This window comes from Candidatus Saccharimonadales bacterium (assembly GCA_036397795.1).
In the GTDB taxonomy this organism is placed as follows: domain Bacteria; phylum Patescibacteriota; class Saccharimonadia; order Saccharimonadales; family DASWIF01; genus DASWIF01.
The window spans coordinates 21,826-39,858 of the sequence record DASWIF010000043.1; the positions used below are offsets into that span (position 1 = coordinate 21,826).

The following is an 18,033-nucleotide window of genomic DNA, read 5'->3' on the forward strand; positions in this document are numbered from 1 at the left end:
TCGTAACTTGTATGAAGAAAATCAGAAAATTTACTGACCTTGAGGCTTGGCAGGTTGTTCATCAGCTTCGGATTGCTGTATTAAAGGAAATACGATCCTTCCCCAAAGAATATGATTTCGGGTTGTCAACACAAATCCAGCGCTCGGCTGTGTCCGTTGGTTCAAACATCGCCGAAGGTTTCGGGAGAATTTCTGTAAAAGAGAAGCTTCGTTTCTATGACATAGCACGTGGGTCTCTCACTGAGTTGCAGGATAAGTTAATTACCGCCAGAGACATAGGGGTTTTGGAGAGCAGTCGGTTTAATACACTTGCTGAGATGTCAGTACGGTCGCAGAAGCTTATAAACGGGTTGATGTGGAGCTTGCGAACTACGAACTCCGAACTACGAGATACGTTACATGTCTAAACGCGATTACTACGAAGTTTTGGGAGTCGCCAAAGGCGCTAGTGCTGATGAAATCAAAAAAGCTTACCGGCGTCTGGCAGTCCAGCTTCATCCTGATAAAGAAGGTGGCTCGGAGGACAAATTTAAAGAACTGAACGAAGCCTACCAGATATTGAGCAATCCGGATAAGCGCCAGCGCTACGACCAGTTCGGTCACGCCGGAGTCGGTTCTAGCGCCGCTAGCGACGGCGGGGGTTTTGGCGGTTTTGGCGGCCAGGGTCAGAGGGTTAATTTTGATTTTGGCGATTTAGGCCTTGGCGATATTTTTGAGAGTTTTTTTGGAACCGGATTTGGCAGTCGTGATCGAGCTGGCACCAGGCGCGGGCGGGATTTGGAAGAAGAGGTAACACTCACTTTCGAAGAGGCAATTTTTGGCACAGACAAAGAGCTTTACATGTCCGTTGATGAAGCCTGCTCACATTGTCATGGCACTACAGTTGAACCGGGGCACTCGATGAAAGAATGCTCAACTTGCAGCGGCTCGGGTCAAGTCACCCAAGTCCATAACACCATATTGGGTCAAATCCGCCAAGCTCAGGTTTGCCCGACTTGCAAAGGCCGGGGCCAGATACCGGAAAAGGTTTGTACAATTTGTAAGGGTGCCGGCGTTGAACGCGAGCACAAGGATGTAAATATCAAGATTCCGCCCGGCATTGACGATGGTGCCACAATCAGGCTACGTGAGTATGGCGATGCGGTTGCCAATGGTTCTAGAGGTGATTTGTTCGTTCATATAAAGGTTAAGCCCCACAAAAAGTTTACCCGCGAGGGCGATCTTGTATTGAGCGAAGAGACAATCTCAATGGTTGACGCGACGTTAGGTACCGAACTGAAAGTTGACACCGTAGAAGGCCCTAAAACCCTTAAAGTTCCGTCTGGTACCCAACCGGGTACGGATTTTAGACTTAAAGGACTCGGCGTCCCTCACATCCGCGGGGGTGGCCGCGGCGACCAAATTGTCAGTATTAAAGTTGAAATACCCAAAAAACTCAGCAAGAAACAGCAAGAAGCTCTAAGAGGGTTTGAAAATGGCGGTCACAAACTCTGGCGATAGGACACATGTACTTGATTAATATTCTTAACGGTGCTATAATATACTTATGTCAGAACACTTTTCTGCGAGCAAAACAGATATATTACAAAATAGTGAAATACTAGAGCGTTTTGCTGCGCATCCTTTTTCTACCCTTGAAACCTATCAATATTTTAATCAAAAGGGTGAGGCTGCTAAGCTCGTAAAAGCCGATTTTATAGCCAAAGCTCTGCAAGGTAATTCACCTGAAGCTCCAGATTTTAGTTACGAGTCTATTGATCTCGACGATTTATTAATCAAGCGCGATGAGCTCACGGCTATTTTAGAAGAAGTATCTTTACTCGATATGACAAATGAGGAAAATACTCTAGCACGTGAGAATATAACGAATCGCATTCACGAAGTCGGCATACTCATCCTCACCAAATTACAGAGCCAAACTGAAGTTGGCTCAGAACAATATGCGAACATTTCATATCAACTAGGTGAAAATATGCGCGAAGTCTATGGTGTACCAGAAGTAAACCACTGGCGGGGAATACTCGGCTATAGATTATCGCTGCTCAAAGAGGTTGAACACAGGAGTGACGTGCCTGATCAAATTATATCAGCATGGCGTCGTATTTCAGATGAGTTTCCAAAAGACCTGCCAATCGAGAAACCTTATCAACCAAGACCAGAAACACTAGCTTGGTATAAGGATCGCTTGGATGAGCGGCTTACTCCAGCCCGAGAAGCAGTTACTCGTGCCATAGAAAATGGCGAAGTTGGTTTATCTGATGAGGGTAAACTTGATGCTCATAATATTGTCATTGCAACCAGGATAGCTCTTATAGCAGGGGGCGCCACTGGGTGGGGTGCTAAAATTACCACAGCGAGCAATATCGACACGTCCCAAACGGATATGATGGTTAATGTTCCCGAAACTAGCGAAATGACATTAAGCCAGTTTGACAGCGTAATAAATAGTCACGAAATTGATGAGCATGTTATACGGCGCGTAAACGGCGACAGCTCTGGCGTAGCAGTTCTTGGGGGTACTGGCTGCAACGGTTATCTTGATTGGGAAGAGGGAAATGGTAGGGCCAATGAGGGTTTGATTAAGGGGGAAATTATTAATCAGAACAGTGCTTTCTTGTATTTCCTTCACGGCGGACTTGCTCTGGGGCTTGACGGTGACAGGACTGGTCGTACATTTGGCGCAACATTTGATCTAGTGTGTTTAATGAATTTAATTGATAGTTTTTTAGAGGGCAAAATTACAGCAGACAATATAGAAACAGAACAACGCAAGGTTATGGAATCGACTTACAACAGCCTCATGCGTATATACCGAGGCACAGATGGTAAAACACCGGGGGTAATATTTACCAAAGACGTCCTGTCATATTACTTAGGCCAAGTAAAAGTGTTCAGGAAGTGGGATAATGACATGAAGTTGTCTGAAGAAAAGCGCCTGGAAGAGCATAATCTCGAAAGGCGAGCAAAAATTGACCCTACACGCCCCGATCATCGACGAGTTGCTTCAAAATATTTACATGCCACCCCGATACGTTAGTTCGGTGATTAGATTTGAAAACAGATACAACGATGTCCATGAATAGGGTGAGCAAATTGGGTTGGTTAGAGCGAGTCTGGTTCCCCGAGTTCGGCATCCCCGCCGAAGGGGTTGTTGCTAAAACGACACCGGTGCAGACAGCGGCGACCAAATTGTTAGTATCAAAGTAGAAATTCTTAAACGCTTAAGTAAAAAACAAGCCAAAATCTTAAGCGAACTCGAGCGTACCAACCAAAAATTCTGACTGAGAACTCTAGTCGTATGATGTGATTGGCGCTTAGGAAGTTTAGTTTTTTAAATACATTAGTTTAAGCTTAGTCGCATGAAGAACCGAGGCAATCCGACATTAGGCATATTCCGCGAGCGACGCAATATTGACTATTTCGAATTTAAAGCGCCGCATTATGAACTAGCCCATTTTGAGCTCTATAAAAAACTGCTGCAAAAGGGCATTCAACTGGCAATTTTGATGGGGCAGTCGACATATGTTAGCGGGAATCAGTTTTCGCGTCATTGGCAAGTAGTTTTTGAAAAACGCCTGAGCCCAAAATTTTTACCGGCTGGGGCGGTTGAGCCGAATCTCATTCTAGTCAAGGATGAGCTTAAGTTTGATGAGCGAGCTTCTACTTTAAACAACTCAGAAATTATTGAAATCGCAGCCAATAAACAAAGAACATATGAATTATTTAGCGATCTACAACCCACCACGTTTGTAGCAAAAAACAAATCCGAGTTGGCGGTCGCGTTGGATAAACTCGCAGGCGATTCGGTGGTGGTCAAGGGTTTTTATGGTAATTCAGGCCAGACAGTAGAGATCGGTCTTAAGGAGGATGTGTTAAGTAATAAATGGGTTTGGCCTGTCCAAGCTCAGGAATTTGTCGATACATCTGGGGGTATTCCTGGTCTAGTCGAGGGTCGCCATGATTTGAGAGTTATCATGGCCAACAACCAGCCTATTTTGGGTAAGATCCGTACCCCACCTCGCGGCGGTCTTAAGTCTAATACAGGCTATGGCGGCAATAACTGGCTGATAGCTGTAGACTCGTTGCCGAGAGACGTCTTATCACTCACTAAGTCAATAGATAATAGGTTGTCGTCCATCTCCCCCTGGCGCCTGTACTCAATCGATCTTGGGCTGACTAATAGAGGATATCGACTTTTTGAATTAAACGATAAACCTGGTGTAGTTAGCCTCTCCCAGGGCGAGCCAGCTACGTTTTATCAAAATGCCTATGTTGATTTTCTAGTTAATGCGACAAAATGGTATGCGGAAAGGGCTCTATGAAAAATCTTACTAAGCAAGTTTTGGGTCGAGCAGCACAAGTTAACCTGCCGGAATTCGGCGTGTCGGGCCTGCCAGCCAAAGTGGATACAGGCGCCTATAGTAGTTCGATTGACTGTTCAAAAGTAGTAGAGTTGGAGAAAAACGGTCAGAAAGTGTTGGAATTCACATTGTTTCACCCAGACAACCCACTCTATAGCGGTGCAATTCTAGCTACCAGCGACTATACCACCACCGAAGTCACTAGCTCACACGGAGTTAGCCAGCGTTTTGTACTCTATACAGATATAGAATTAAATGGTAGGGTTGTGCGATCCAGAATTACGTTGACGAATCGTAAGGGTTTACGTTACCCATTGCTGTTGGGGCGTCAGTTTTTAACCAAACAATTCTTGGTTGATGTCGATCTAGGTACCGGCTTGCCAGGTGACGAAGAGGAGCGAAATTTATGAAAATTGCGATTTTATCTCGCGGGCGGGATAATTACACTACCAAACGTCTGGTTGAAGAAATCAAAAAAGCTGGTCACACTGCCCAAGTTGTCAATCATGCCGAATGCTATGTAGAAATTGAACAAGACACGCCCGACGTAAGATATCGAGGAGAGGACATCAGCGGGATTGATGTGATTATCCCGAGAATTGGGGCCAGTATTACTACCTACGGTTCAGCTATCGTCCGCCAATTCGAGATGATGGGCGTTTACACGACGGCTAAATCAATCGCCATTCAGCGATCACGTGATAAATTACGCAGTCTGCAGCTGTTGAGCAGAACTGGCGTCGGGATTCCACGGACAATCTTTAGCCGTGAAACCAGCGAAGTAGATGACTTAGTCGAACAAATCGGCGCCCCGATGATTGTCAAGGTTGCACGAGGTACGCACGGCCGCGGTGTAGTGCTGGCCGAGACCAAAAAAGCAGCCAAATCAGTCATCCAGGCTTTTTACGTGGAGCAGGTGTCAATTTTGCTCCAGGAGTTTATCGAAGAATCGGCCGGGAGCGACATCAGGGCTCTAGTAGTTGGCGGTCGGGTGGTGGCCAGCATGCAACGGCAGAGTTTAACGGACGACTTTCGAAGCAATCTCCACCAGGGTGGTGAGGGCAAAAAGGTAAAGTTGACCGAAGAAGAGCGGAAAACAGCCCTGAAGGCTGCGCAGGCGATGGGTTTGTCAATCTGTGGTGTCGATATGGTTAGAAGTAAACGCGGTCCGTTGGTTTTGGAGGTAAACTCTTCACCTGGGCTTCAGGGAATCGAAACCGTTACTGGTCGCAACATCGCTAAAAAAATTATCGAATACATCGAGGTTAATGCTAAACGTAAGCTCAAAAAGGACAAGGTGGGTGCGTAGAAAACCAAGAAGAACTTGGCATTTATTGATTGGCCTAGCGCTAGTCTTAGCGGGCGGTTATATTATCTATAATCAATTGAAACCAATCGGATCCAATCTTAGAATTGAGGATAGTATTATCAGGCTGGATGTGGCCGATGAGCCGGAGGAAATTATCCAGGGGCTGAGTGGCCGAGAGTCTTTGCTCGGTGATGAGGGTATGTTATTTATCTTTGAACAACCAAACATTCCTCAGTTTTGGATGAAAGATATGCTCATCCCGATTGATTTCGTTTGGATTAGCGAAGATATGAAGATTGTGGCGATTACACCTTCTATCGGACCCGATAGCTACCCGATAGTGTTTTCACCTCCGTCAGAGGTTAAATACGTACTAGAAGTCTATGCCGGTGTTAGTGCTGCTAACGGCTGGCTTCCTGGTTCTGATGTAGAATTTTCTTTGTAGCATTTCCCGTTTACGGCTAAGACGGCAACCCTTATATATTGCATTCCATAGGGGCATTCTATAGAATGCCCCTATGGAACAAACTAAACTAACGTCTTATGTGAGGGTATTTAAAGCACTGGCCAACCATCGTCGACTCTCCCTGTTTAACTTCATCGCTGATTATCCTAATAAATCAGTTATGCAACTGGCAGACGAGTTAGATTTTTCGTATAAAAGTACAGCTCAGCACCTAACTAAACTGGCGAGCGCTGGTTTAATCACTAAATCCCCGGTTAATAACCAATCTATTCAATCGGTTTCACCCTTTGGTCAAAAAGTACTAACTAACTTGTCAAAGCTGATTTCGTGAGATTAATTCATAGGGGCATTCTATAGAATGCCCCTATGAATTCAAACTAAGGACGACTTGGAGTTATCGCTTTTTTTCTCCACCGGTTTGGCATATCATAGGCTGTGCATGAGCATTGACGCGGCGATTTTAGCAATAAACGGACTGGTGGTTTTAGTCGCCCTTTACTTAAGAACTAATATCGCACTGGCTACGCTGGCCTTAGGTATCGGATTTACACTGGCCGACCTCACAACTGACAGCATCGCGTCCCTACTAGTTAGGTCAGGCATAAGTACATCATGGCCTCTTAACTCAATTGCGGCCATTAGCCTAACCATGCTGCCAACTGTCCTAATTCTTTATCGGTTTCGTCGATTTCAACGCGGTCGGTTCTTTGAGCATATCTTTCCGGCAATCTTTATGAGCCTGTTAGCCACCGTATTGATTATTAGAAATTTGCCTTTCGATTTACAACAGCGACTTGATGATGAGTCCTATGTATTTTCACAGATCGAGTATTTTAGGACGTCTATTGTGGTTGGTGCCGCCGTAATTGCAATATTCGACTTGATGGTACACGAGCAAAAGTTAAGGAAAAAAGCCAAGAGGCGTAAGAATCTATCGGATTGAACTTGAGCGACAAAACTTGGAGGGCCCACTGGGACGACGCGCCTTCGCGCTATTCCGTCGCTCCAGTGCTCGAATTCAAGAATTCTGTGCCCTTCACTCCTTGCTAACCCACTTTTGCTAACGCAAAAGGATGCGCTCGAGCCCAATAGAGTCAACCACGAAAAAAGCCAACCTCAAGGATTGGCCTTTTTCGTGGAGGGCCCACTGGGACTCGAACCCAGGACACGCGGCTTAAAAGGCCGCTGCTCTAACCAGCTGAGCTATGGGCCCGCGTCGGAAGTCGCTAGTGTCACTTCCTGAATTAGTTTACAACAGTGTTCTAAACTTATTCAGTCCGTCGCAGCGCGCTTCCTCCTTTCAATCGCCCAAACGGTCGATATGCTCCTTGGGTTGGCCGATTGGTTTATTTGCGCAAACTTCAAAAGAACTCTTAAATTATGCCGATTACCCCTGTTTTGTCAACCACGATTAGCGTAGACGCTTTTGTTTATTAGATAAGTTTGTATAAAAATGTCAATATGAGGCATTATTTTCGACGGACCACAGTTATTCAAATTGGTTTGATTGGGCTGCTTGTGGGTTTATGGTTGGCAAAAACGGGATACAGCACGTCTCACAGTTTGCTGCTGTGCAGTTTTATAGCTCTTCCTTTGCTGTTAAGGCTGAAACTTTTAGCGATTATCGCGGCCTTGTTCCTGGGTCTGAATCTCGGCCTGTGGCGAGGTCAAGCAATTTACGCACGATTAATCCAATATGAGCGTTTCAGGGATCAGAGAGTTACTTTACTAGCCAGGGTAGATAATGACTCGGTATACAGCGATCGGGGCCAGTTGGAATTTCAAATCAGCCGAATTACCGAATTAAAAAGCCGCACTAAACTACCTGGAACGATCAGAGTCCGAGGATATCAGGCGCCGAGCGTACAGCGCAATGATATAGTCGAGATAAGCGGAAAATTGAGAGAGGGGTTTGGGAGCCGTCAGGGATTTATTAGCTTTGCGCAAATTAAGGTAGTGGCACGAAATTATAGTGTGCTGGAGAGCATTAGAGCCAGGTTTTTGGCTGGAGTTTTTAGCACGCTACCGGAGCCTCACGCTAGCCTGGGGCTAGGATTCTTAGTCGGTACGCGCACATTGCTACCAGAAACTTTGTTGGTGGCCTTAAGCGCTACTGGCCTGACTCATATCGTGGCTGTGTCGGGCTACAACTTGACAATTTTAGTCAGGCTGACCAGGCGGCTGTTCGCCAAGAAATCAATTTATCTATCAACCATGAGTTCATTTATGTTGATCATGGGGTTCGTATTAGTAACAGGTTTGAGCCCTTCAATCGCCAGGGCTACAGTTGTTTCCGGGCTAGCCTTGATAGGCTGGTACTATGGCCGAAACATCCAGCCGACAATTCTATTGCTGAGTGCAGCTGCTATTACTGGTATGCTTAACCCGCTTTATATTTGGTTCGACCTCGGTTGGTATTTAAGTTTTGCGGCCTTTGTCGGCGTGCTGATACTGGGGCCTTTGATCACCAAACGTTGGTTTAAAAAACGACCCAAACTACTAACTCAAATTCTAATTGAGACGACCAGCGCACAGCTACTGACACTGCCGATAATCGCTGTTATATTTGGCGAATTTTCACTCATCAGCCTGCTGGCTAATTTAATTATTTTACCGCTGATTCCGTTGGCTATGATAACCACTTTCATTGCCGGTGTGGCGGGGATGGTATTACCAACTTTGGCTGGCTGGGTAGCTTGGCCGGCGACGGTTTTGTTGACCTTTATTGTTGATGTCGTTCGACTGCTAGCTGGTGTACCGTGGGCGCTTAGGCAGGTTAAGCTTAGTTGGTTTTCACTATGGTTAATTTACTCGGCCATTATCGTTGTAATCATTGGGTTGAGACGAAACTTAAAACGCCCGCTTGACGCGACGCAAGTGATAGAATAGGCCGGATATGTCAGGACACAGTAAGTGGGCGACTATTAAGCGACAAAAGGGCGTCAATGATGCCAAGCGCGGCCAGCTTTTTACGAAGTTAGCCAATAGTATTTCTGTGGCCGCCAAAAACGGTGGTGATCCGAGCATGAACTCGACACTGGCAATGGCGATAGAAAAGGCCAAGGCCGCCAATGTTCCTAATTCGAACATCGAACGGGCAATTAAACGAGGGACAGGCGAACTAGGCGGTGAGCAAATTGAAGAGTACTTGTTTGAAGGTTATGGACCCGGCGGGGTGGGCGTGATTGTAGAAGCGGCCAGTGACAACCGAAACCGGACAAGCGCGGAGGTTAGAACGGCGTTTACTAAAAACGGCGGGAGCCTGGCAGAGACTGGCGCGGTTTCGTTTCAATTTGAACGGAAGGGTGTGATCCGGGTTGCCGCAGATGACACCGAGGAGAACCTACTCAGACTGATAGAAGCCGGTGCCGATGACGTGGTTGAAGAAGATTTGCTAGCGGTTTACGTCGAAATGAAAAAGTTGGCCGAGGTTCGAAGCAAAATAGCCGGCGATGGGTTCAAAATTGTCAGCGCTGAGCTGTCGTATGAGCCTAAAAATGTCGTGGAATTAGACGATCAAGCAAAGGCGGTCAAGGTGCAAAAATTGCTCGAAGCGCTGGAGGATCTGGAAGACGTTACCAATACCTACAGTAACTTTGATTGGGCGGAAGCCGCGAACGAATAAATGATGATTAGACTTTGGCCTCGTGCCAGATTAATTGTTGCCGCCGCCGTTATCTTGCTAGTTATAACTTATTTAGCCAGCGGCCAATCGCGATCGATCTCATTCGTCGAAGGATACCGGACCGACATAAAAGAATACGGCCTACCGTTGGTCGTCTTTAGTGAGGCAAAGAGTCTTGAGCCAAATGGAGATATCATTTTGAGTGACAGCTCGTTAGAGGTCGAGAACATATTGATTAATTTTATAATTTGGCTGGGAATTAGCGCCGCCGGGTTGTCGATTATTAAGCTATGGCTGGAGTTTATTAGACGGTGAAAATAATTGGCATTGATCCGGGTACTGGGATAACAGGCTTTGGTGTTATTGAAGCAGGAAAAGACAGTTATCGTTTGATCGACGCCGGCGTGATCAGAACGCCAGCAAACAGTCCGCTGCCAGCCCGATTAGATACCATCTTTCAGCATTTGGAGGAAATTATTGCCGAGCACGGGCCGGATGCAATGGCCGTGGAGAAAATTTTCTTTTCACAAAATGTCACGACTGCAATTTCAGTTAGCCACGCCCGCGGCGTGGTGTTACTAGTCGGTCAAAGAGCCGGGATGCCGATTTCTGAGTATACGCCTCTGCAAATCAAACAGGCCTTGACTGGCTACGGCCGAGCAGAGAAGTCACAGGTCCAGCAAATGGTAAAAACGATGCTCAAGTTGAAGGAAACTCCCAAGCCCGATGACTGTGCTGACGCTATCGCTGCAGCCATTTGCCACGCCATGACCGTCTAGTTACCCGACTGCTATACTTATCCTCATGATCGCCAGAATAAAAGGTGAGGTAGCGGCCTTAACCCATAACTCAGTTGTGATTGATGTCGGGGGAATCGGCTATGAGGTCTTAGTCCCAGCTCCGCTATTAAGCGAGCTTAGTCTGGGATCAGAAGTTCAATTGATGACGCATCATCACGTTAGAGAAAACAGCATAGACTTATTCGGCTTTGAGTCAAACGAGTCAAAATACCTATTTGAGCTGCTTTTGGGCGTATCTAGCATTGGCCCCAAAAGTGCGCTGAGCATTATGGCCTTAGGGCGCTACGATCAAATCAAACAAGCTATCGCAGCCGGTAACGCGGCGTTTATCGCCGGCGCAAGCGGAGTTGGTAAAAAATCTGCCGAGAAGGTTTGCGTTGAGCTAAAAGACAAACTAGCAACAACAGCGGAGGGAGAATTGATCGGTCTGGCCGATACTGGCGACGATGCCCTAACGGCTCTGCTCGCTCTTGGTTATAACCAGCAGCAGGCGGCCCAAGCCCTAGCCAAAGTAGACCCCAAATTGAGTAACGAGCAGCGCGTCAAACAAGCACTCAGGGGGCTTTGAAATGAGCATTGATCGTATTATTGCCCCCAGCCAAAACGATGAAAACGAGGAACTGGTCGAAGAAACTCTTCGGCCACGGGATTTTAAGAGCTATATTGGCCAGGAGCGCATAAAGAAAAATCTAAAACTGGCCATTACCGCGGCTAAAAAACGAAACGAACCAGTTGATCACGTATTGTTGCACGGACCACCCGGGCTGGGAAAAACGACCATGGCCCACGTTATCGCCAATGAAATGGGCTCCAGCATAAGGGTAACGTCCGGCCCGGCAATTGAACGAGCCGGAGATCTAGCTAGTCTGCTAACCAATCTACAAGACGGTGACATTCTGTTTATCGACGAAATTCATCGTCTTAACCGAACAGTCGAAGAAGTGCTTTATCCGGCCATGGAGGATTTTCAGCTAGATATAATTTTGGGTAAAGGGCCGTCGGCCAAGAGCATGCGGCTGGACCTGCCCAAGTTTACGGTTATCGGCGCGACTACCAGAACGGGTTCATTAGCGGCTCCGCTAAGGGATAGGTTTGGTCTTATCCACCGACTGGATTTTTACACGTCTTTGGAAATCGAAGACATTATTAAACGGGCTGCTAGAATCTTAAAAGTCAAAATAACGGATGAAGCGGCACATGAAATCGCCCTCAGGTCGAGATTAACACCCAGGATCGCCAACCGCTTGTTGCGGCGGGCCAGGGATTACGCCGATGTTAATGGGGACGGCATGATCGACAAAACCAGCGGCCTTAAGGCTTTGGAAATGATGGAAATTGATCAAATCGGATTGGACCATAACGACCGCCGGTTAATTGAAGCGATTATCGACAACTATGGCGGCGGGCCGGTGGGTATTGATACATTGGCGGCCCTGATAGCGGACGAGCGTACCACGATAGAGGATTTTTTTGAGCCGTACCTCATGCAAATCGGGTTCATCGAGCGAACACCCAGAGGCCGTAAGGTTACGGCCAAGGCTAGGCGGCACGTTAAGCGGCCGCCGGAAGAAGACAAGCAGTCAAGCTTGATATAATATGGCGCCATGAGACCAGTTCGAGAAAAAAACCTTCATTTATTTGAACACGACCCGGCCGAAAAGTTGATTACTGAAATTCATCGTCACAGTATCGGAGTTTTGCTTTTGCTGTTTAATGCGGTTTTTTTGATTCTCTTAGTGCTAGCGCTGCTGTTTTATAGCTTGCGGTATAAAGAAACGTTTACTGATAGTTATGATATCGCCGCCGGTTTTGATATCGGCGTACTGGCGGTTACGATAGCCGTTTTATTGATTATATTAATCATTGCGGGCAGCGCAATCGCGATCTATGTCTATACCAATAACTATATAATTATCACTGATCAAAAACTCATTTTAGTCAGCGCTAAAAACCTATTCGCCAGACGAGTATCCCAACTCAGTATTGGCGACGTTCAAGATATTACGGTCGACCAATTGTCGCTCCTCTCACGGATTTTTAACTACGGCACGATTAATATTGAGACCGCCGGCGAACAAGCTCACTTTACATTTACTATGGCCGAGGGTCCTCATGAGTGCGGCAAGTGCATCGTGGATGCCCACGAGCAAAACCTCAAGCTCTATGGCAACTAAGACTAAGATATAGCTTACCCCAGGCGAGGCCACTGTAAGAGTGTCCGTGACCCAGCAAAAAAATGTGTTCCGAATAATTTTGTTAAATAAATTAAGGGTTTATTAGAGTTTACTCGAAGGGATTAGTCCGGCCCGGCGCGAAAATCGAATTGACGTCAACCCGTAGATCTCTCAATCTGACAATGGTTTGAACAGCTTGTTGGTCGAACTTAACCTCGTCTATATCGCTCAAGGCTTGCTGGTAAGCTTGCTCGTCTCTTTCTGGACTCAGCTCGGAATTAACCAATGAAACACTGTAAATGCAGAGTCCGACAACCACCAGCCCGAGCAATGAGTATCGATAGTTGCTGAAGAACCTTAGTACCTGTTTTAGTTGTGGTTTAATTTTGTTTAACATTTAAGGCCTCACGTAAACATTAACTTCTAATTGTCCCTGGTAACCGACAATGCGAGTACTGTTATTAGTGCCGACAATTTCTTCTTTTATGGGGTTAATTGTCAAATTTGATATTTGAAGTTTACGGCGATTCTTTTCCAAATTCGTTAAAAAGTTAAGAAACTTAGCATAAGCATTAGTCTCATACGTTATATTTGCGCTCAGAACAAAAACACCTGAGACACCATCTAAAGGAGTTGTTTGTGTCAAATTTGGATCGGTTACCTGGCGACCGCTCGGGGTGGTGAAAGTGATTGACCGAAGGACAACGTCAGCTTGATTGCCGATTTTGTAAATCTCACCAATAAAGTTTGACTGGACCTTGGTTGGCGGCAACACGTCCTGGGCAATGGACTCGATAAAACCGAGATCCTCGTACTGCACGAGTACGGTTTGGGCTTGTTGAACTCTTATGTCGATTGCATCTACATCGGCTTTGAGCTGGCTTAAGCTTAAAGCCCGCTTTGCCAACTGGGTTTTGGCGAAATAAAATCCACTTGCCGTCAGACCTAAGACAACCAACAGAGAAGCAAGTAGAAGAATAAATGATTTTTTTGGGCTCATCTTTTTAACTCCTGCTTGGCTCCGGGGGTAAACTTGACATCAATTTGGAAGGCATACCTATCCGGGCCGCTGTCGTTTTGAATCAGCGAAATACTGACAATATCAGCCTGCTCAAATAAATCGGTCGTGTTTGCCAGGTTTTCTCGAAAAACAGTTGGTCCTAACTCGCTGTTGGACTCACCCCGGATGCTTAGATTATTGGCGACTTCATTGGTTAGTTCCAGACTACTAATCGTTGTGCCCTGGGGTACCACTCCACCAATTGCTGGGAGCAGTTTGGAAAACGATGTCTCTCGCTCTAACAGGGCTGCGATAACGTCAATTCGCTCTGCCAGAGTCTTAGCTTTTGTCAGCTCTTCAGCGTACTGATCTAGCCCTGATTGTTTATCCTTGACCAAGTCTTTTAATAAACGCTCTTCGCGCGAGGCTAATAGTAAACCGAAGTAAAGAATGCCGACTAAAACAGTACCCAATATGATGGACAATAAAGTGTAGCGAACCACTCGGACGTTATAACGACCAAATTTGACGTTGGCTTTATAGTTTCGAGGAAGCAGATTAATCATATGTCACCACTCTTTAACAGACTCAAACCGACAGCAGTGCTGTACAAAGTGCGTTCAAGTTTATGGGGTGGTTGCAGCCGGCCAAAACTAATATTTTGTAACGGATCGACTAAACGGGTTGCAATCCTTAACTTATCAGTCAAATAACCGCTCAAGCCCGGCAGATTAGCCCCGCCACCTAAGATTACGATTTGGGATATCTTGCTGTTGTCTCCTGAACGCTCTGTGTAAAATCTTGAAATTCGCCTAATTTCGTTGATGAGTTGAGTAAGTACTGGTTGGAGGGCTTTGGCGATTTGAGTTTGTTTTTTGCTGACATCTAGCCCGTAACGATTCTTGATAGTTTGCGCCTGTCGCAAGCTGACCCTTAAGACTTTGGCGATTTCTTTTGAAAGCGTTTCACCGCCCCAGTCAGCGGTCCCAGTCACTCTAATCGTGTGGTCAAATACGGCTAAGTCTGAACTGATTGATCCAAAATCAATTATCAAGGTCGGGACAGAGGTATTATCGGCGTGGCTAACTGTTCTAGCCACGGAATTAATTGTTGTTTCAAACAATACTACCTCCAGGCCAAGTACGGCAAACAGGTTCAGGTATGAGTCCACAATACTCTTGGGCGCGGCGACAACTAAAACCTCAACCGATCCATCTTTAGCATGGTATACCACCTCGTAATCCACGTACAACTCAGCCAAAGGGACCGGAATTGATTGCTCCACTTCCAGAAGAATTGCGCTCTCAACATCCTTACTTTCCATTGGTGGCAGGGTTACTATCCGGCTATATGTAAGACCGGCCGGCAAGGCAGAAGTAACGCGTTTTGTTTCAATTTTTCCAATGATGTTACTTTTGAATAATTTAACCGTTTGCTTAGCGATGGTTTCAATGTCAACCAAAACGCCCTTTTTGACGGCGATTGGATCAAAGTCAATAGTTCCATAGCCAATAACGGAAGTTTTGCGACCGTTTTTTTCAACCTGGACAACTTTAATTGAACTATGCCCTAAATCGAAACCAAAAATTGGCTTATCCTTATAAAATACTGGTGCATTCATTGATAATCATAAGCATTATTTAGCTTAAGTATAACAATAAAGAATAACCGACACTACATATCCTAATTCAGTTCAATTCATTGCGCTAGAAGTTAGTTATAGCTACTATATAGCTATAGTGCTTAAGTATAAAAATGGCTTCACGATTACCGAGTTATTGGTTGCGATTGCCTTGTTTGCAATCGTAGTTCCTTTGATGGCTGTTGGAATAAATAATCTCACCGTTCTTAATAATCGGGCGAGGGATCTAGCGCTAGCCAACACGATTGCTCAGAACAAAGTCGAGTTGCTTCGTAGCACCGGATTTAACAGTCTTATAGCCGGCACGGTCGACTTCAGCGACGAGTTGCCAGCAACTTTTTCTCAACCGCGCTCGGCCAACTACACCATTACGGACGATTCGTCCTCAGTGAAAGAAGTAACGGTTATAATAACTTATAAAGATTACGGTTCAACAAAAACCATTGAATACAAAAGTGCTATTAGTGAGCTCGGGGTAGCCCAATGACTATTAAAAACTCCGGGTACACTATCGTTGAATTAATTATTGCTATCGTGGTTGCTACCGTGCTGGCCGGTGTTTTATTTGTAATAACGATTAATTATTATGGCGCCGCTTTCCGAGCCGAAGCTACTACCCAAATGGCCCTGGAATCACAAGCCTTTTTATTGAGGTTAGTCGAAGACACAAAACTTGCCGGTTCAATTGGCAGCACAAATTTAATTGATGATTCAAACGGGCCAGCTGGCGGTTGGACGACCAACGATCCTAGCAACATACTAATTATCCGCGAACCAGCAACTGACGTTGATCGAAATATAATATATGATAGCCTGACTGGCTACCCATACTATAACGAATTCATATATTTTCTTGATGGACCTAACATGTATAAAAGAGTGTTGAAAAATGAAAACGCTAGTGGTAACACGGCTATCACGACTTGTCCGCCAGCCGTCGCTAACGCGTCTTGTCCGACCGACCGATTGTTTAGCGATAAAGTTTCGAATTTGACATTTGTGTTTTATGATCACGCCGGTACCACCACCGCCGATGCCGGCCAAGCCAAGTCGATTGATTTCTCAGTTGATATGGAAACACCAGTGTTTGGTGAAATCTTAAAACTAGCAAATTCAATTCATGTTACGTTGAGAAACCAATGACCAATAAGATATTTAATTGGTTTCGATCCACAGAGCGTGGCTTCATTTTGCCGATATTTGTAATTACGATGGTGCTCGTTAGCCTGATGATAGTTGCTATTAATAGCGGGGCAGTTTTGAATTATCGGACCGCTCGGCAGTCACAATATGATGTTAGCGCTCAGCTTGCAGCTGACTCAGGGCTGGATAGGGCGTTAGTAGAGCTTACTAACGACTCAAATTGGCCTGGTAGCGGGTCAGAAGTTGAAGTCGTTAATACTGACGACATTCGTACTACATTTGAAACTGTAGTCAGTGATGGCGCTACAGCCAGCCAAAAAACAATTGCTGTTACAGCCCGAACTTACTCGCCATCGACCGAGTCGTCACCTGACATTGTTAGAAGATTCGAAATTGATGTCGAAGCAATAACATCCGGTACTGGTCCGGCGTCAGTCGTTAGTGGTGTCGGCGGGCTGGTACTTAACAATAACGCGAAAATATCAGGCGGCGACGTATTGGTAAACGGCAAGGTGACCATTAACAACAATGCTCAAATTGGGCTGTCGACAAATCCCGTGAACGTCAGGGTGGCACACCAGAGTTGCCCTAACCCGCCAAACGGCACTTATCCACAGGTCTGCGCCAGCGGTGAAAATGGCCAGCCGATCAGTATTGGCAATAATGGGAAAATCTATGGGGATGTCCGCGCGACCAACCAAACTGACGGGGCGGAAATGTTTAATCCCGGGCTGATTCCAAATCAAACATTTGATCCGGTGGATTTGCCGGACTACGACCGTGATGCCCAAAAAGCCGCAGTTGCTACGACCCAGTCACCAGCTACGGCAACTTGTAGTAATAACGAAACCAAAACCTGGCCGGCCAATCTGAAAATAACCGGCAATGTTACCTTCGCAAACAACTGCACAATTAACGTAAGTGGCGACGTATGGATAACCGGTAATCTGAATACTGGGAACAATTCAAGACTGGTAATTTCTAGCTCTTTAGGAACAACGACGCCGACGATTATGATCGATGGTTCGAGTGGCTTTTCATTTGGCAATAACGGTCAGATTATCCCTAATAGTTCTGGTACGGGAGCCCAGGTTATTACTTACTGGAGCGCCGATACCAGTTGTTCACCAGACTGTACGGACGTAACGGGCTCGAGTTTAGCCGCCAGCCAGTCAACCACCACCATTAATCTTAGCAATAACGGTTCAGCGCAAAACAGTATATTTTATGCCCGCTGGTCGAGAGTAGTGGTGTCAAATAACGGTGGTTTGGGAGCAGTCGCCGGGCAGACTGTCCAACTAGGCAATAACGCTGTTATTAGTTTTACCGCGGCCATACCAGGCAGCGACAACCTAATCACCACCTGGGTTAAGCGGGGGTTTATGAGGGTCTACCAGTAAGTAGTTAGAACTACTCTATGATGCAATTCCAAGATTCTTTGCGTCCTATATAACTACGGATTATTAAAAACCAGCCCTCGTCGATAGGGCTGGTTTTTAAAACCTAAATAGCT

Annotated in this window: 23 protein-coding genes and 1 tRNA gene; 19 read left to right on the forward strand and 5 right to left on the reverse strand. The window is 45.9% G+C overall.

Features of this window, described 5'->3' with window-relative positions:
• Positions 1–11: 11 nt before the first annotated feature.
• From VGA08_02900 to VGA08_02940, 9 genes are all read left to right on the forward strand, one after another.
• The gene (locus tag VGA08_02900) at positions 12–407 is read left to right on the forward strand and encodes a four helix bundle protein (protein ID HEX9679542.1); all 396 of its coding nucleotides are present in this window, start codon (positions 12–14) and stop codon (positions 405–407) included.
• On the forward strand, positions 400–1,500 hold the full coding sequence (gene dnaJ, locus VGA08_02905; GenBank protein HEX9679543.1) for a molecular chaperone DnaJ: 1,101 nt from the start codon (positions 400–402) through the stop codon (positions 1,498–1,500). The genes VGA08_02900 and dnaJ overlap by 8 nt, the downstream gene beginning before the upstream one ends.
• A 46-nt stretch (positions 1,501–1,546) precedes the next feature.
• Positions 1,547–3,037: a hypothetical protein gene (locus tag VGA08_02910; GenBank protein ID HEX9679544.1), complete on the forward strand. Its 1,491-nt coding sequence runs from the start codon at positions 1,547–1,549 to the stop codon at positions 3,035–3,037.
• A 322-nt stretch (positions 3,038–3,359) separates the two neighbouring features.
• Positions 3,360–4,322, forward strand: coding sequence for a hypothetical protein (locus VGA08_02915; GenBank protein ID HEX9679545.1), 963 nt, complete (start codon positions 3,360–3,362; stop codon positions 4,320–4,322).
• Positions 4,319–4,771 (forward strand): RimK/LysX family protein, encoded by a 453-nt coding sequence (locus VGA08_02920; protein HEX9679546.1) that lies wholly within the window; start codon positions 4,319–4,321, stop codon positions 4,769–4,771. The genes VGA08_02915 and VGA08_02920 overlap by 4 nt, the downstream gene beginning before the upstream one ends.
• Positions 4,768–5,670 carry a 30S ribosomal protein S6--L-glutamate ligase gene (gene rimK / locus VGA08_02925; GenBank protein ID HEX9679547.1) on the forward strand — a complete coding sequence of 301 codons (903 nt, stop codon included), beginning with the start codon at positions 4,768–4,770 and terminating at the stop codon, positions 5,668–5,670. Before VGA08_02920 ends, rimK begins: the two co-directional genes overlap by 4 nt.
• Entirely contained in the window at positions 5,663–6,115 is a 453-nt protein-coding gene (locus tag VGA08_02930; protein ID HEX9679548.1) for a DUF192 domain-containing protein, read from the forward strand. The genes rimK and VGA08_02930 overlap by 8 nt, the downstream gene beginning before the upstream one ends.
• Before the next feature lie 73 nt (positions 6,116–6,188).
• Complete coding sequence (locus VGA08_02935) at positions 6,189–6,467, forward strand: winged helix-turn-helix domain-containing protein (protein ID HEX9679549.1); 279 nt, start codon at positions 6,189–6,191, stop codon at positions 6,465–6,467.
• Between the two features lie 108 nt (positions 6,468–6,575).
• Positions 6,576–7,079, forward strand: a complete 504-nt coding sequence (locus VGA08_02940; protein HEX9679550.1) for a hypothetical protein — start codon at positions 6,576–6,578, stop codon at positions 7,077–7,079.
• A gap of 193 nt (positions 7,080–7,272) precedes the next feature.
• Here VGA08_02940 and VGA08_02945 read toward each other — a convergent pair.
• Positions 7,273–7,349 (reverse strand) — tRNA-Lys (locus tag VGA08_02945).
• Between the two features lie 248 nt (positions 7,350–7,597).
• Between VGA08_02945 and VGA08_02950 the strand changes: the two genes are divergently transcribed.
• The 7 genes from VGA08_02950 to VGA08_02980 are packed head-to-tail and all read left to right on the forward strand — an operon-like array spanning position 7,598 to position 12,735.
• Entirely contained in the window at positions 7,598–9,025 is a 1,428-nt protein-coding gene (locus tag VGA08_02950) for a ComEC/Rec2 family competence protein (GenBank protein HEX9679551.1), read from the forward strand.
• A 7-nt stretch (positions 9,026–9,032) separates the two neighbouring features.
• Positions 9,033–9,761, forward strand: coding sequence for a YebC/PmpR family DNA-binding transcriptional regulator (locus VGA08_02955; GenBank protein HEX9679552.1), 729 nt, complete (start codon positions 9,033–9,035; stop codon positions 9,759–9,761).
• Entirely contained in the window at positions 9,762–10,076 is a 315-nt protein-coding gene (locus tag VGA08_02960) for a hypothetical protein (GenBank protein ID HEX9679553.1), read from the forward strand. It begins immediately after the preceding gene.
• A complete protein-coding gene (gene ruvC, locus VGA08_02965) occupies positions 10,073–10,540 on the forward strand; it encodes a crossover junction endodeoxyribonuclease RuvC (GenBank protein HEX9679554.1) in 468 nt (155 codons plus the stop codon). Before VGA08_02960 ends, ruvC begins: the two co-directional genes overlap by 4 nt.
• Before the next feature lie 25 nt (positions 10,541–10,565).
• On the forward strand, positions 10,566–11,129 hold the full coding sequence (gene ruvA / locus VGA08_02970) for a Holliday junction branch migration protein RuvA (GenBank protein HEX9679555.1): 564 nt from the start codon (positions 10,566–10,568) through the stop codon (positions 11,127–11,129).
• 1 nt (position 11,130) lies between these two features.
• Positions 11,131–12,156 carry a Holliday junction branch migration DNA helicase RuvB gene (gene ruvB / locus VGA08_02975; GenBank protein ID HEX9679556.1) on the forward strand — a complete coding sequence of 342 codons (1,026 nt, stop codon included), beginning with the start codon at positions 11,131–11,133 and terminating at the stop codon, positions 12,154–12,156.
• Positions 12,157–12,165: 9 nt separating this feature from the next.
• On the forward strand, positions 12,166–12,735 hold the full coding sequence (locus VGA08_02980) for a PH domain-containing protein (GenBank protein ID HEX9679557.1): 570 nt from the start codon (positions 12,166–12,168) through the stop codon (positions 12,733–12,735).
• 109 nt (positions 12,736–12,844) lie between these two features.
• Here VGA08_02980 and VGA08_02985 read toward each other — a convergent pair whose 3' ends face one another.
• Genes VGA08_02985 through pilM form a run of 4 tightly spaced genes read right to left on the reverse strand, consistent with a single transcriptional unit; the run spans position 12,845 to position 15,356 of the window.
• Positions 12,845–13,132 carry a hypothetical protein gene (locus tag VGA08_02985; protein ID HEX9679558.1) on the reverse strand — a complete coding sequence of 96 codons (288 nt, stop codon included), beginning with the start codon at positions 13,130–13,132 and terminating at the stop codon, positions 12,845–12,847.
• The gene (locus tag VGA08_02990; protein HEX9679559.1) at positions 13,133–13,735 is read right to left on the reverse strand and encodes a hypothetical protein; all 603 of its coding nucleotides are present in this window, start codon (positions 13,733–13,735) and stop codon (positions 13,133–13,135) included.
• Positions 13,732–14,301: a PilN domain-containing protein gene (locus VGA08_02995; GenBank protein ID HEX9679560.1), complete on the reverse strand. Its 570-nt coding sequence runs from the start codon at positions 14,299–14,301 to the stop codon at positions 13,732–13,734. The genes VGA08_02990 and VGA08_02995 overlap by 4 nt, the downstream gene beginning before the upstream one ends.
• Complete coding sequence (gene pilM / locus VGA08_03000; protein ID HEX9679561.1) at positions 14,298–15,356, reverse strand: type IV pilus assembly protein PilM; 1,059 nt, start codon at positions 15,354–15,356, stop codon at positions 14,298–14,300. The genes VGA08_02995 and pilM overlap by 4 nt, the downstream gene beginning before the upstream one ends.
• 118 nt (positions 15,357–15,474) lie before the next feature.
• Between pilM and VGA08_03005 the strand changes: the two genes are divergently transcribed.
• From VGA08_03005 to VGA08_03015, 3 genes are read left to right on the forward strand one after another with little or no spacing between them, the layout of a single operon-like run.
• On the forward strand, positions 15,475–15,864 hold the full coding sequence (locus VGA08_03005) for a prepilin-type N-terminal cleavage/methylation domain-containing protein (GenBank protein ID HEX9679562.1): 390 nt from the start codon (positions 15,475–15,477) through the stop codon (positions 15,862–15,864).
• Positions 15,861–16,520, forward strand: a complete 660-nt coding sequence (locus VGA08_03010) for a type II secretion system protein (protein ID HEX9679563.1) — start codon at positions 15,861–15,863, stop codon at positions 16,518–16,520. The genes VGA08_03005 and VGA08_03010 overlap by 4 nt, the downstream gene beginning before the upstream one ends.
• Positions 16,517–17,920, forward strand: a complete 1,404-nt coding sequence (locus VGA08_03015) for a hypothetical protein (protein HEX9679564.1) — start codon at positions 16,517–16,519, stop codon at positions 17,918–17,920. The genes VGA08_03010 and VGA08_03015 overlap by 4 nt, the downstream gene beginning before the upstream one ends.
• Positions 17,921–18,033 lie beyond the last annotated feature (113 nt).